General features: G+C 58.8%; 15 protein-coding genes. 5 read left to right on the top strand and 10 right to left on the bottom strand.

Annotation, left to right across the window (positions count from 1 at the left end; all coding sequences use genetic code 11):
* From Q0792_RS08790 to Q0792_RS08755, 8 genes are all read right to left on the bottom strand, one after another.
* Complete coding sequence (locus Q0792_RS08790; protein ID WP_298839094.1) at positions 1 to 948, bottom strand: hypothetical protein; 948 nt, start codon at positions 946 to 948, stop codon at positions 1 to 3.
* A 7-nt stretch (positions 949 to 955) separates the two neighbouring features.
* Complete coding sequence (locus Q0792_RS08785; protein ID WP_298839092.1) at positions 956 to 2,167, bottom strand: acetyl-CoA C-acetyltransferase; 1,212 nt, start codon at positions 2,165 to 2,167, stop codon at positions 956 to 958.
* 36 nt (positions 2,168 to 2,203) lie between these two features.
* Positions 2,204 to 2,842, bottom strand: a complete 639-nt coding sequence (locus Q0792_RS08780) for a glutathione S-transferase family protein (RefSeq protein ID WP_298839089.1) — start codon at positions 2,840 to 2,842, stop codon at positions 2,204 to 2,206.
* 277 nt (positions 2,843 to 3,119) lie between these two features.
* Positions 3,120 to 4,268: an acyl-CoA dehydrogenase family protein gene (locus Q0792_RS08775; RefSeq protein ID WP_298839086.1), complete on the bottom strand. Its 1,149-nt coding sequence runs from the start codon at positions 4,266 to 4,268 to the stop codon at positions 3,120 to 3,122.
* A gap of 29 nt (positions 4,269 to 4,297) precedes the next feature.
* Positions 4,298 to 4,510, bottom strand: coding sequence for a hypothetical protein (locus Q0792_RS08770; RefSeq protein ID WP_298839084.1), 213 nt, complete (start codon positions 4,508 to 4,510; stop codon positions 4,298 to 4,300).
* Positions 4,511 to 4,562: 52 nt separating this feature from the next.
* Positions 4,563 to 6,344, bottom strand: a complete 1,782-nt coding sequence (locus Q0792_RS08765; protein WP_298839082.1) for an acyl-CoA dehydrogenase C-terminal domain-containing protein — start codon at positions 6,342 to 6,344, stop codon at positions 4,563 to 4,565.
* Between the two features lie 39 nt (positions 6,345 to 6,383).
* Positions 6,384 to 6,785: a MerR family DNA-binding transcriptional regulator gene (locus Q0792_RS08760; RefSeq protein WP_298839080.1), complete on the bottom strand. Its 402-nt coding sequence runs from the start codon at positions 6,783 to 6,785 to the stop codon at positions 6,384 to 6,386.
* 233 nt (positions 6,786 to 7,018) lie between these two features.
* Entirely contained in the window at positions 7,019 to 7,387 is a 369-nt protein-coding gene (locus tag Q0792_RS08755; protein ID WP_298839078.1) for a MerR family DNA-binding transcriptional regulator, read from the bottom strand.
* 132 nt (positions 7,388 to 7,519) lie between these two features.
* Between Q0792_RS08755 and Q0792_RS08750 the strand changes: the two genes are divergently transcribed.
* From Q0792_RS08750 to Q0792_RS08735, 4 genes are all read left to right on the top strand, one after another.
* A complete protein-coding gene (locus Q0792_RS08750) occupies positions 7,520 to 7,942 on the top strand; it encodes a PaaI family thioesterase (protein WP_298839076.1) in 423 nt (140 codons plus the stop codon).
* A complete protein-coding gene (locus tag Q0792_RS08745; RefSeq protein WP_298839074.1) occupies positions 7,939 to 8,454 on the top strand; it encodes a PaaI family thioesterase in 516 nt (171 codons plus the stop codon). The genes Q0792_RS08750 and Q0792_RS08745 overlap by 4 nt, the downstream gene beginning before the upstream one ends.
* Positions 8,447 to 9,781: an MATE family efflux transporter gene (locus Q0792_RS08740; RefSeq protein ID WP_298839072.1), complete on the top strand. Its 1,335-nt coding sequence runs from the start codon at positions 8,447 to 8,449 to the stop codon at positions 9,779 to 9,781. Before Q0792_RS08745 ends, Q0792_RS08740 begins: the two co-directional genes overlap by 8 nt.
* Before the next feature lie 136 nt (positions 9,782 to 9,917).
* Positions 9,918 to 10,883 (top strand): DUF1194 domain-containing protein, encoded by a 966-nt coding sequence (locus Q0792_RS08735; RefSeq protein WP_298839070.1) that lies wholly within the window; start codon positions 9,918 to 9,920, stop codon positions 10,881 to 10,883.
* Positions 10,884 to 10,894: 11 nt separating this feature from the next.
* On the opposite strand, the gene Q0792_RS08730 is transcribed toward Q0792_RS08735, so the two are convergent.
* Positions 10,895 to 11,938 carry a quinone-dependent dihydroorotate dehydrogenase gene (locus Q0792_RS08730; protein WP_298839068.1) on the bottom strand — a complete coding sequence of 348 codons (1,044 nt, stop codon included), beginning with the start codon at positions 11,936 to 11,938 and terminating at the stop codon, positions 10,895 to 10,897.
* Between the two features lie 25 nt (positions 11,939 to 11,963).
* Positions 11,964 to 12,314, bottom strand: coding sequence for a DUF952 domain-containing protein (locus Q0792_RS08725; protein ID WP_298839066.1), 351 nt, complete (start codon positions 12,312 to 12,314; stop codon positions 11,964 to 11,966).
* A gap of 149 nt (positions 12,315 to 12,463) precedes the next feature.
* Between Q0792_RS08725 and Q0792_RS08720 the strand changes: the two genes are divergently transcribed.
* Positions 12,464 to 14,020, top strand: a complete 1,557-nt coding sequence (locus Q0792_RS08720; RefSeq protein WP_298839064.1) for a bifunctional UDP-sugar hydrolase/5'-nucleotidase — start codon at positions 12,464 to 12,466, stop codon at positions 14,018 to 14,020.
* The last annotated feature ends 83 nt before the right edge of the window (positions 14,021 to 14,103 follow it).

Raw genomic sequence — 14,103 nt, 5'->3', positions numbered from 1 at the left:
TTACTTCTTCCCTTTTTTCGGGCTGTCTTTTGCGATGTCTATGATTTTTGCAGAGGGCAGGCTGCCGGACTGATCAGCAGCGTCTGTATCTCTGGATATCCAGTTCAGATGCCCGAGCGCCTGCATGATTTTTGTTATGTACCAAAAGCCGTCCTGACGCCGGAATGTCATGGCACCGGTCCAGGGCGGCACCACATACCGGGCGCCGCTGATGACATGCGCACGATAGGTCGCGAGCATGAGATCATCGTCGAGCTTTTCTGCGGTGCGGATCACGCGGGTGATGTCTGTTACACCATGAATGCGGAATTCGTTGCGGTAGATGTCAAAATCTTCGCGCAGGGTCTGCATATCTTCGATGATGGACTGACCCTGCCGTGTTTCGACGACCAGCGGAAGCAGGTAGGACCCTTTCCATTCGTCAAAATCGCCGTGAAGCAGAGTTGTGTCCGCTTTGTCGAGCATGGTCTGCACAACGCGCCGTAACCTCATTTCTTCTGAGGTGTCCTCGCGCTGAAACTGCGTGAAGTCGCTGTGCGGCAGCAGCTGCCTGTCTTCGGCACTGATGGTGCTCACATCTTTGGAAACATGCCACGTTCCGCTGTCCTGCAGATGCAGCACCCATTTCACAGTGTACTCCGGCAGCGCTGTGCCATCGGCTGTGTACATCACCGTGTCATGGTATCCGGTGATCGTGTCCCGTTCGGACTGATAGGCAAAGCGGCAGACCTGGACCATGCGCACCACGCCTTTGCGCCGCAGGGCACCAACGAAATCGGCAAACCCCACGGCGACGTCCCGCTCGTTCTCGTGTACAAGTGTGCCTTCCGCTGTCGTCATCTGAAACGGAATACCGATGATGGTCGACCACAGCCGATAGTCGTTGTCGAATACGGCCTTTGCGAGCCGTTCGAGCACAGACTGATATATGGCTTTGGCTGACTGCATGCCGCTGTCAGACCCGCTCGATGATTGTGGCGGCACCCATTCCGGATGCAATGCACAAGGTGGCGAGGCCGGTTTCCTTGTCCGCGCGTTCCATTTCGTCAAGCAGCGTGCCGATGATCATGGCGCCTGTGGCACCCAGTGGATGACCCATGGCGATGGACCCACCGTTCACGTTGACCTTTGAATGATCCACATCAAAGGCCTGCATGAACCGCAGAACCACCGAGGCAAAGGCCTCGTTCACCTCAAAAAGGTCGATGTCTTTGATATCCATGCCGTTATCAGCCAGGATTTTCTCGGTCACCGGCACGGGGCCGGTCAGCATGATGGTAGGGTCGGTGCCAATTTTAGCGGTTGCACGGATGCGTGCCCGGGGCTTCAGCCCGTGTTTGTCGCCAAACTCTTTGGAGCCGATCAGCAGGGCCGCTGCCCCGTCCACGATACCGCTGGAGTTGCCAGCGTGGTGGATGTGATTGATCTTTTCCAGGTGCGGATACTTCATCAGCGCGACTTTATCAAAGCCCGGCATGACCTCGCCCATGGCCTGGAAGGCCGGGTTCAGACCGCCGAGACTCTGCATATCCGTCTGCGGACGCATGTATTCGTCGTGATCCAGAATGGGCAGGCCGTTCTGATCGCGGATTTCGATGACGGATTTTGCAAAACGTCCCTCATCCCAGGCGGCTTTGGCGCGACGCTGGGATTCGACAGCCAGCTGGTCTGCATCATCGCGGGTGAATCCGTATTCGGTGGCGATGATGTCGGCGCTGATACCCTGTGGCACAAAGTATTTTTCCATCGCGATAGACGGATCTACGGCAATAGCAGCCCCGTCCGAACCCATCGCGACGCGGCCCATCATCTCGACACCGCCTGCGATATATCCATCGCCCGCACCGCCCTTCACCTGGTTGGCCGCAAGGTTCACGGCCTCCATACCTGAAGCACAGAACCGGTTGATCGCCAGACCCGGTATGCGTTCGTCCAGATCAGAGGCCAGCACAGCCGAGCGCGCCAGGCACCCGCCCTGTTCCATCACCTGCGTGACGTTGCCCCAGATCACATCCTCGACCGCGTGACCTTCAAGGTTGTTGCGTTCCTTCACGGCGTTCAGCGTCTGAGCCGAAAGACGCAGCGCGGTCACTTCGTGCAGGCTGCCGTCTTTGCGGCCCTTGCCGCGCGGGGTGCGCAGCGCGTCATAGATATAGGCTTCGGTCATTTTCTTCTCCTAAGGGCGCCTGTTGCGCCTGTCTTGTCAGGTCCGGTCCGCAGGGGAACCGGGCATCAGATCGTAGGGATGTTTCCATCCCGGCGTTTCGGAAATACGGGTGAGCCAGGCGTCGATATTGGGCCAGTCCGCCCGGTCAAATCCAAAGGGCTCGGGGTAAAAAAGATAACCGCAACAGCTGATATCGGCGTTGGTCAGACTGTCGCCCACGATCCAGTCGCGGCCTTCAAGGTGGTTATCCAGCACACTATACGCGGCTTTGAGCCGCCCGAGCTGGAAGCCGATCACCTCCTGTGGGCGTTTGTCCTCGGGCAGGAAGTTCATCAGAAAACGGGTCATGCCCGCGGCAGAACTGAGCTTGTGGTTGTCCCAGAATACCCAGCGCAGAATCTCGCGCCGTTCATGCGCGTCCCAGCCGCTGAACTTCCCGGATTTCTCAGAGACATAGTACTGAATAACGCCCGACTGGCTCAGGCGGATATCGCCGTCTACCAGAACCGGTGCCTCGCCCATCTCGTTAACGTCCCGGCGATATTCCGGGGTGCGGGTCTGGCCGCCAAAAAAATCCACCTTAACGGCTTCCCAATTCAGTCCGGACAGTTCCAGCGCCAGCGCCGCCTTGTACGCGTTACCACTTTCACCGAAGCAATAGAGTTGGATGGTCATAAACTGGCGTCCTTCTGCACGGTCTGTCAGGCCGGTATCTGAGTATTTTCGGAAGGGTGAAGCGGCATCCCGCGCAGCCCTGAACGATTTGTTAACCCTGATGAGGGCAAATTCTGTGCACGGTACAGGCTGGAGAGCCGATGACCGTGAAGGGTGAAGGCGCTTCGGCCGGGATGGCCAACGCCCAAAGGCCGAAGTGTCTTCGCGTCTTCACCTTTCTGAAAATACTCCCGCCGGAGGCGGCCGATAGGTTCAAAAAACGCTGATACGCTTGTTTTCACAGTGACCTCCCGATCAGCTCTTTCATAATCTCGTTGGTGCCACCGTAGATACGTTGCACCCGCGCGTCTGCCCACATTTCCGCGACGGCGTATTCCTGCATGAATCCGTAACCTCCATGCAGCTGGACGCATTCGTCGAGCACTTCACCCTGCGTATCAGTCAGCCAGTATTTGGCCATGGCGGCTTTTTCGACGGTAAGTTCGCCGCGCAGGTGTTCAACCATACATTCATCCAGGAACGCGCGTGAGACCGCCGCCTTGGTTTTACATTCAGCCAGTTTGAACCGGGTATTCTGAAACTGTGTGAGCGGCCCGCCAAAGGCCTCCCGTTCCTTGCAATAGGCGATGGTACGTTCAACAGCGCCCTCCATTGCACCTACCGCCCCGCAGGCAATGATCAGGCGTTCCTGCGGGAGTTGCTGCATCATCTGGTAGAAGCCCTGACCTTCGGAGCCACCGAGGATGTTCTCTGGCGGAATCGCGACATCGTCAAAAAAGAGTTCTGAAGTATCGGCGGCGTGCAGGCCGATTTTTTCAAGGTTACGGCCCCTTTGGAAGCCATCGGCCCCATCGGTTTCCACAACCACCAGGGACACTCCCCTGGACCCCTCTGAAGGGTCGGTTTTGGCCGCCACAATAATCAGATTGGCGTGCTGGCCGTTGGTGATAAAGGTCTTCTGGCCGGACAGTCTGTAGGCATTCCCGTCTCTGAGCGCTTTTGTCCTGATGCTCTGCACGTCTGAACCGGTAGATGGTTCGGTCATGGCCAGCGCGCCGACCAGTTCACCTGAGGCCATTTTCGGCAACCAGCGTTTCTTCTGGTTTTCGGTGCCATAGGCCAGCACGTAATGCGCAACAATGCCTGAATGTATGCCATGACCCCAGCTTGCCAGGTTGGCGCGGGCGGCCTCGATCAGAATAGCGGCCTCATGGCCAAAATCGCCACCGGCACCACCATATTCCTCAGGAACAGAGGGGCACAGCAGACCGAGATCACCGGCTTCACCCCAGGTGCTGCGATCCATCTCGCCCTGTTTGCGCCACGTCTCGAAGCGCGGCGACCATTCATTGGTGATGAACTGTGCCGTCATATCCGCAATCATGCGGTGTTCGTCGGTCATCCAGGCAGATGGACTGGCGTTCATTGTGTCTCCCCCGGGCGCTGTCCGCCTTGTCAGCGCTTGCGCGCATCAATTTCCGCATTGAAAAGCCGCAGCCTGTGGCCGAAAGTCTCTTCATTGATCACGCTGTCAAAATTCTCGAAGAGAAAAGACAGTGCTTCACCTTCATCGAGGCCGGCCTCCGATGCAAAACGTTTCAGCCTGCGGTATCCGTCTTCGGTCATTGCGACGGGAAAGCGGCGTGTCAGGCGGAAACGTTTCGGCATCCGGGCACCTCATGGAATGTGGGCGATGGCGCGGGCAGACCGCGCCGCCGCATCAGAAGTTGGCCGCGTCAAGCGCCATAACCGTGTCTGCACCCGACTGGATGCGCGACAGGTGCAGGGCGGTGCCGGGCAGCTGGCGTGCCATATAGTATCGACCGGTGTGCAGCTTTGTCTCGTAGAACGCCACGTCGGATGCGTCTGCTGCGAGAGCATCGCGTGCGGCCTTGCCCATCATTGCCCACATCAGACCCAGGCAGACGTGACCAAAGAGGTGCATGAAGTCATAAGAGCCTGACAGTGCATTGTTCGGGTTTTTCATGCCGTTCTGCATGAAGTACATGCCTGCGGCCTGAAGGTCCTTGCTGGCCGCTTTCAACGGCTCCAGGAACTGAGCGTCGAAATCAGCGTCCTGGCCTGCGTTGTCTTTGATGAAGGATTTCACCAGATCAAAGAAGGCCATCACGTGTTTCCCGCCGTCCTGCGACAGCTTGCGGCCCACCAGATCCAGCGCCTGGACGCCGTTCGCACCCTCATAGATCATCGCAATACGGGCGTCGCGGGTGTACTGGGACATGCCCCATTCTTCGATGTACCCGTGCCCGCCGTATACCTGCTGGGCTTTGATGGTCATGTCGTAGCCCTGATCGGTCAGGAAACCCTTGATAACCGGGGTCAGCAGCGAAACCAGCCCATCGGCCGCATCGTCTTTGCCGCGGTGGGCGGCGTCGATCAGTGTGGACGCCCAGAGGATAAACGCGCGTCCGCCTTCGGCAAAGCTCTTCTGGTCCATCAGCGAGCGACGGATGTCCGGATGCACGATCAGCGGATCGGCCGGTCCATCGGGGTTTTTGGCACCGGTCACGTCACGGCCCTGCAGACGGTCTTTGGCGTATTCCAGCGCGTTCTGATATGCCACTTCGGCCTGGCTGAGACCCTGCATGCCGACGCCGATGCGCGCCTCGTTCATCATGGTGAACATCGCGCGCATACCCTTGTGCTCTTCGCCAAGCAGGAAGCCGGTTGCACCGTCATAATTCATAACGCAGGTGGAGTTGCCGTGGATACCCATCTTTTCTTCGATCTTACCCACGGCAACGCCGTTCCGCTCTCCAAGGGAGCCGTCTTCACTGACCATGAATTTCGGCACGATGAACAGAGATACGCCCTTGATACCTTCAGGCGCCCCCGTGATCTTGGCCAGCACCAGGTGAATGATATTGTCGGACATGTCGTGTTCGCCGGCAGAGATAAAGATCTTCTGCCCGGTGATTTTATAGCTGCCGTCATCCTGGGGTTCGGCTTTGGTGCGCATCAGGCCCAGATCCGTTCCGCAGTGGGGTTCGGTCAGGTTCATCGTGCCGGTCCAGTCGCAGGCGACCATTTTGGGCAGATAGGTTTCTTTCTGTGCCTGGCTGCCGTGCGCGAGGATCGCCGAGGCCGCACCATGGGTCAGGCCCTGGTACATCGTAAAGGCCATGTTGGAGGATGAGAACATCTCTCCGACGGCAGTGCCCAGAACGTAAGGCATGTTCTGTCCGCCGAATTCTTCTGGCATATCCAGTCCGGGCCAGCCGCCCTCTTTCACCTGATCAAAGGCGCCTTTGAAGCCGGTGGGTGTGCGTACGACGCCATTCTCCAGCCGGCAGCCCTCGGTGTCACCGACGACGTTCAGAGGCGCCAGAACCTCCGATGTCAGTTTGCCCGCTTCTTCCAGAATAGCTGATGTGAAATCTGCCTCGAGTTCATCATAACCCGGAATATCCTGGCCGGTTACGTTGAGCACATCATGCAGAATGAACTGCATATCTTTTGTCGGTGGCGTGTAGCTGGGCATCGGTTTCTCCCTGATACGAAAAACGGTCTTGGATGTTGATTATTCGGCGGCCCTGGGGGCCTTGTTCATTGAGGCAAGCATCTGTTCGCCCCACTTGAGCTGGTCTTTGAGTTCAGCGATTGCGTCGTTGAGCGCGTCGCGCTGTTCGACCAGGCTTGCGAGACGGCGCTGGGCGACATCAAAAGTTGCCATCATCTGTGTGCGCTGCTGATCGCCTGCATCGTAGAGGTCGAGCAGCTGGCGGATCTCTTCGAGACTGAAGCCAAAGCGTTTGCCGCGCAGGATCAGCTTGAGCCGTGCGCGGTCGCGTCGCGTGAAGAGGCGCTTCTGGCCCTCGCGCAGCGGAAACAGCAGTTCCTTCGATTCGTAGAACCGCAGCGTGCGCGGTGTGACATCGAAGGCGTCACACATCTCTCGGATTGTCATGTAAGTCTCGGACATATGCTTTACTCTTATGGCGTCGGATTACGCCTCAGTTAAGGGTTGGGTATTCTGCTACAACACCGGTTCACGTTTACGTAACCCGAACGTTGCGTCACTTTGCGGCCGACCCAACGGCATCCTTGAAAACACGACTTCCGGGCCGTCTTCCGCTCAGAATCCTGGGGGGTGGCCGGACGCACCGGCAGTGTGACCGCTGAATTAATGTCGGGGGAATGCTGGCTGCATCCGTATCAGCCGAGAGATGCGGCCGTATCGTCGCGCAGTTTTTTCAGCTCGGAGATTGCGTCTTCCAGCTGAGCTTTGTCTTCCGCAAGCTGGGCGAGCTGCTGGTCTGCCAGCTCGATCCAGGCCTGCATCTGCGCTTCGTTGCCCTCGTTTTCATAAATAAGCAGCCACTGCCGGATATCCTCGAGCTGAAATCCGAACTTGCGTCCGCGCAGTATCAGCTTCATCCGGGCTCTTTCACGGGGCCCGTAATACCGCGCCCGGCCTTCGCGGTCCGGTTGCAGCAGTTCAATGTATTCGTAGTAACGCAGCGTACGTGGAGTCACGTCAAATTCTGCGCACATCTCTTTGAATGTCAGACGATCTGATGCCATCTTTGTCTCTCTCCCGCCGTGAGCGTAGGACGCCAGCAGCGCAAGCGCAACTCCCGCCCTTGATCATGGTGCAGGTCTGCGCTGATAAAGGGTCAACCGGGCGCGACCGCGTCGGAACGGAGCAACTGTCATATGTCATCCAAAACCCAGATCGCCCGCCAGTTCATCGAGGCGATTCCCCACAGCAAAGCGCTGGGCATGCAACTGACCGAGCTCGAAGACGGCGTGGCGGTGATCGAGATGCCCTATGATGAAAAACTGGTGGGCGATCCGGAAACCGGCGTGATCCATGGTGGCGCGGTCTCAGCGCTTATGGACACATGTTGCGGGGCCGCCGTCATGGCGCATCCCGAGAACCCGGGCGGCACCGCGACGATAGACCTGCGGATCGACTACATGCGCGCAGCAAAGCCCGGTCAGCGGATTACGGCACGCGCGACCTGCTATCATGTGACCCGCACCGTGGCCTTCGTACGGGCAACTGCGACGGATGAGGATACAGACAACCCTGTGGCTGCAGCGACCGGCGCCTTTACTGTAGAGGGCCGCCGATGAAATCCCCCAGACGCCCGCCTGAACCGGTTCAGGTCATCAAACAACGACGTGACGCAACTCTGCGCGCCCTCGTTTCCGGTGTGCCCTACATACAGTTTCTGGGTATCCGTTTTGAACGTCGCGGTGACGAACTGACAGGTATCCTGCCGTTTGATCAGAAGCTGATCGGCAACCCGATGCTGCCGGCGATTCACGGTGGTGTAACCGCCGCATTTCTTGAGGTGACGGCAATCATCACCCTGAGCTGGACCTATCTCTGGGCTGATGTCGAATCCGGTGCGATCGACGCCAGCGGCCTCGAAGAGGAAGGCTTGCCGCGGTTGCCGAAGACAATTGATATTTCAACAGATTACCTCCGTTCCGGCCTGCCCCGGGACGCGTATGCGCGGGCGCGTATTGTGCGATCCGGACGGCGCTATGCCAGTGTGCAGGTCGAGGCCTGGCAGGATAACCGGGACCGGCTTTTTGCCTCGGCGACGGGTCATTTTCTGATGCCTGAGAAGCGTGACTGAGGCCGCCACCGAAGCGAAGGCGGCGATCAGTCACCGGCGGGTCCTGCGAATTGCACTGCCGATTGTTCTCTCAAACGCGACGGTACCAGTACTTGGAGCGGTCGATGTTGGCGTTGTGGGACAGCTGGGCGAGGCAGCGCCGATCGGCGCTGTGGGCCTCGGCGCTATCGTCCTGTCTACTGTCTACTGGATTTTCGGCTTTCTGCGCATGGGGACGGTCGGACTGGTGGGACAGGCAGAGGGGGCGGGTGACAAAGCTGAGGTCTCGGCCTGGCTGACCCGCGCGTTGCTGGTCGCGATGTCGGCAGGTCTGGCGCTGATCGTGCTGCAGCCGCTGATTTTCTGGGCTGCCTTATCGCTGGCACCTGCGAGCGAAGAAGTCGAAGGCCTCGCGTATACGTATCTCAGCATCCGCATCTGGACAGCGCCGGCCGCGATTGCTGTTTATGCGCTGACCGGATGGCTGGTAGCGATGGAAAAGACGGCGGGCGTTTTCTGGGTTCAGCTGGTGATGAACGGGGTCAACATACTGCTCGACCTGCTTTTCGTGCTCGTGTTCGACTGGGGTGTCGCCGGTGTCGCCTCTGCGACTGTGATTGCGGAGATTACCGGTGTGTCGCTTGCGCTCTGGTTCTGCCGTGACGCTTTCGCCCGGCCTGACTGGCACGACTGGCCCCGGATCTTTGATCGCGCAAAACTGATCCGGATGGCTCTGCTGAACACGGATATTCTGCTGCGTTCAGCGATGCTGATGATCATCTTTTCGTCGTTCGTTTTTATTGGCGCCCGGTTCGGTGACGTTACGCTGGCCGCGAACGAGGTGCTGATCCAGCTGATGTACATCACGGCCTACGCAATGGATGGTTTTGCTTTTGCAGCAGAAACACTGATCGCCCGTGCCATCGGCAGGGGTGACAGGGCGTTCGTGCGGCGGTCTGCGGTGGTTACGTCAACCTGGGGTCTGGTTGTCTGTGTCACACTCGCGTTGGTTTTCGGTGCAAGCGGCGGCTGGATCATAGATCTTATGGCAAAGGATACGGATGTTCAGGCGACGGCGCGGGAATTTCTGCCCTATATGGTTGCAGCGCCTTTTGTCGGATGCGCCGCCTGGATGCTCGACGGAATATTTATCGGTGCAACACGCAGCAGGGACATGCGCAACATGATGGCGCTGAGTTTTGTGATCTACTGGGGCGCGATTTTCGTGTTGTTACCGCTTTATGGAAACCACGGGCTCTGGTTGGCACTGCTGATTTCGTTTGTCGCGCGGGGGATCACTCTGGGTATGCGATATCCTGCGCTGGAGCGGCAGACAGGAGCAGCCTGACTGCCCGGTGTGCCCCGGCCAGGCCCGGGCACACCGCGTCTGTGCGGGCTGCAAAGCTGTTGTTAACGCCTTTTTGCTACAAATTCCGCGCATCTGATGCAGGTGGGAGATGGCCGTACCTGAAAGGAGACGGCAAATGTATTCGAACTGCATATTGCGTCGGCTCGTCGCCGGACTGCTGACACTGCTGATCACTGGCCTCGCTGCAATCGCAGCTGCGGGTGACGCGGACAATCTGCGCTACGCCTCGGGCCGCGCAGACGTAAACGATCCGACGCGCGTTGACATTGCTCTGGTTCTGGCTGTCGATGTATCTTCTTCGATCAGTTCGCAGGAGCGGCTGTTCCAGCGCGAGGCCTATGCTGAGGCCCTGAGTGACCCCCGGGTTGCAGCGATGGCCCTTGGTGGTGGTGCGGGCCGTGTTGCCATTGCCTATATGGAATGGAGTGGTACCCGGTATCAGCGCGTTCATCTGCCCATCCGCATTATGTCCTCGCACGCCGAGATGGCAGACTTTGCAGAAGATATTCTCGCCATTGACGACACTCCGAATGATCCGATGTACCTGCAGCCGACAGCCGTGGGCGATGCTTTGCTGGCGGCGGAAACGGCGATGTCCGCGCTGCGCGTTGCGGCACGTGACTACATCATCGACATCTCGGGCGACGGGGTGATCAACGATGGCTTTGCCGTACTTCAGGCCCGTGATCATCTGCTGGCCATGGGGCTGACTGTCAACGGGCTGCCCATCGAAGTGTCGGCGGAACCCCCCGCCTTTGAGGATCCTTCTTTTCAGCGGGTTACTGAATTCTATGCGGATTGTGTCATTGGTGGCCCCGGTGCTTTTCACCTGGTGGCACGCGGCTTCGGTGATGTCCGGGAAACCCTTGTCATGAAACTCATGCTTGAGATGGCCCGGCTCCCGGCAGAGGAGAAGACCCGCCTGGCGACAGCCTGGAACATGGGGGACATGGGGCAGGTTGCGCGCATTCTGCCGGCCGTTGTTCTGCAACTGAACCCGCAACAGCCTCAGCGGGAACGCAAAAGCAACTGCGGTGAACGGCAGACGAGTTCTCACAATCCGTTTCGCACCAACCAGTAATCGCCTGGCGGCTACAGCCAGGCGTCCCGTCCCGTACCTGTGGCGTCCCGGACCGAAGTAAAACCGTCCTTTTCAAGCAGGCGGTCGAGATCCTGCAGGATGTCCCGGACCAGAGACAACCCGCCGAAGACCAGCGCGGTATAGAGCTGGACTGCCGAAGCTCCGGCACGGATCTTGGCATATGCCTGTTCGCCGCTGGAAACCCCCCCGACACCGATGAGCGGGATGTCCGTGAGCCTTGAAAGCTCTGCCAGAACACGCGTCGACTTTTCAAACAGCGGCTGGCCGGAAAGCCCGCCGGCTTCGCGCGCGTGCCGACTGCTCAGCCCGTCGCGTGAAAGCGTGGTATTGGTTGCGATAATGCCGTCGATCCGGGCATCTGCAGCAACGGTTGCGATGTCCCGCAGTTCCGCGCTGGTCAGGTCTGGCGCTATTTTCAGGAATACCGGCGTGCTGCCGCGCACATTCATAACGCCGTCAAGCAGTGCCGCCAGTGCTTCGGGCCCCTGAAGGTCGCGCAGTTTTTCGGTGTTGGGTGAGGACACATTGACCGTTGCAAAAGCAACAAAGGGGCGCATCTGTTGCATGACTTTCGCAAAGTCGGCAGCCCGGTCTTCGCTGGTCTTGTTCGCACCGAGATTAATCCCCAGAGGTACCTCCGATCGTGCCCGGCTCAGCCGCTGTGCAATGGCCGTCATACCTTCATTGTTAAAGCCGAACCGGTTTATTGCGGCCTGATCTTCTGACAACCGAAAGAGCCTCGGGCGGGGATTGCCCGGTTGCGCCAGAGGCGTCGCCGCACCGACCTCGATGAACCCGAAGCCAGCCCGCGAGAGTGGCCCGACTGCTTCAGCGTTCTTGTCAAACCCCGCAGCCAGGCCCAGCGGGTTCGGCATGTCGATGCCAGCAATTCTGGTGCGCAGTCGGTCCGACTGAACCGGACCCGGCTGCCGGGCGAGACCGACTTTCAGCGCGCGCAGAGCAAGACCATGGGCCTTTTCCGGGTCCACCTGGCGCAGAGCGCGCAGTCCTGCCTGTTCCATTAGTTTTTTCATGATCAGCCCTCTACCGTCCGGGATTTCACGGATCGCTGATCCCCAGACCTGCAGGGAAAGCATGTCTGCCCGCGCTGAGCGGGAGAGGCTGGGCCCATGCCACGTCTTCGAGACGCAGCGCTCTGTAGAGATGCGGAAAAAGCTGCCCGCCCCGTGAAGGTTCCCACCTGAGCGCGTCACCAAGCCGGTCCGTCTCGACCCCGAGAAGCATCAGATCGTCTTCGTCGGCGAAATGTTTTGCGGCAGTTTCTGCGGCCTGTTCAGCCGTTGAAAAGTGCACGTATCCATCTGTGACATCAATCGGCGCACCAGCAGTTTCGCCGTTTGCACGCAGATCGGCCCACTCGGAGGCGCGGAATATCTTGTAAATGATCATAAACCGCTCTTGCCCTGTGCCCTTTGCGGGGTCAAGTGCCTGCACCGTGACCGGTGACGCAGGGACAGCGCACACAAAGGCAAGACAGCCTTTGACAGCCCGCAACAGCCGGGTCACGATGGAGCAGAAGTCTTCTGAGGGGAAAAACAATGAAACGATTCCTGACCGCAACTGCGGCACTGGCGCTGACTGGTGGCATGGCTGCTGCCGAATACAGCCTGACCATTCTGCATACCAACGATTTTCATGCGCGCTTTGAACCAATCAGCAAATACGACAGCGGCTGTTCGGCTGAAGACGACGCAGAAGGCAAGTGTTTTGGCGGCTCCGCCCGCCTCGTGACGGCCGTCGCAGAGGCCCGGGCCCGCAGCAACAACTCGATTCTCGTCGATGGCGGTGACCAGTTCCAGGGCACGCTTTTCTATACCTATTACAAGGGCGCTCTGGCCGCGGAGATGATGAACAAGCTTGGCTATGATGCCATGACCGTTGGCAACCACGAGTTCGACGATGGCCCCGAAGTGCTGCGTGGCTTTATGGACGCCGTGAATTTCCCGGTTCTGATGTCCAACGCAGATGTTTCTGCTGAACCGCTGCTGGCGGATACACTGGCAAAATCCACGGTCATCGAGCGTGGCGGCGAAAGGATCGGCCTTATTGGCCTCACGCCTGAAGATACCGATGAGCTCGCCTCGCCTGGCCCGAACATCACATTTTCGGACCCGGTTGCTGCCGTTCAGGGTGAAGTGGACCGCCTGACTGCTGAAGGGATCAACAAGATCATCGTACTGAGCCACTCCGGTTATGGCACCGATCAGAGGGTTGCAGCAGGCACGACCGGCGTTGATGTGATCGTTGGCGGCCACTCGAACACGCTGCTGTCAAACTCCAATGAACGCGCCGTGGGTCCCTACCCGACGATGGTCGGTGATACCGCCATCGTCCAGGCCTATGCCTATGGCAAGTTTCTGGGTGAACTGAACGTTACCTTTGATGACGACGGGAACATCACTGAGGCAACGGGCGAGCCGCTGATCATTGACGCAGCTGTGACAGCCGATGCCGCAACCGCCGCGCGGATCGCTGAGGCCGCGGCGCCTCTGGATGAGATCCGCAATCGCGTGGTGGCCGAAACCGCTCAGGAAATCGTCGGCGTGCGCGAAGAATGCCGGGCCGTTGAATGCGCCATGGGCAACCTGATCGCCGATGCGATGCTGGACCGGGTCAAGGATCAGGGCATCGAGATCGCCATTCAGAACGGTGGCGGCATCCGCGCAAGCATTGATGCCGGCGAAGTAACGATGGGTGAAGTGCTGACCGTGCTGCCTTTCCAGAACACGCTCAGCACGTTTCAGGTCGACGGTGCAACGATTGTTGAGGCGCTGGAGAACGGCGTGAGTGAGGTTGAGGAGGGCGCGGGCCGTTTCCCGCAGGTTGCCGGCATGAGCTATGCTTTTGATGTATCCAAACCCGCAGGCAGCCGGATCAGCGACGTTATGGTCGGTGGGGCCCCCATCGACCCAGGTAAGCTCTATGGCGTCGTGTCAAACAACTACCTGCGTAACGGAGGAGATGGTTACAAAATGTTCCGCGACGCTCAGAACGCCTATGACTTCGGGCCGGATCTGGCTGATGTAACTGCCGAATTTATTGCGGCCAATGCACCTTATACGCCTTACAAGGACGGTCGCATTACTGCGAAATAAACACGCCTGAGTGTTTTCCGGATGCGCCCGTTGTAACAGCGGGCGCATTTTTTTGTTCCGGGGGTTCTGGTGTGGGGCGCCCG

Origin of the sequence: uncultured Roseobacter sp., from assembly GCF_947495025.1 — a bacterium.
GTDB lineage: Bacteria > Pseudomonadota > Alphaproteobacteria > Rhodobacterales > Rhodobacteraceae > Roseobacter.
The sequence above is the reverse complement of the archived record's forward strand: the minus strand, read 5'-3'. Positions and strand labels throughout refer to the sequence as shown.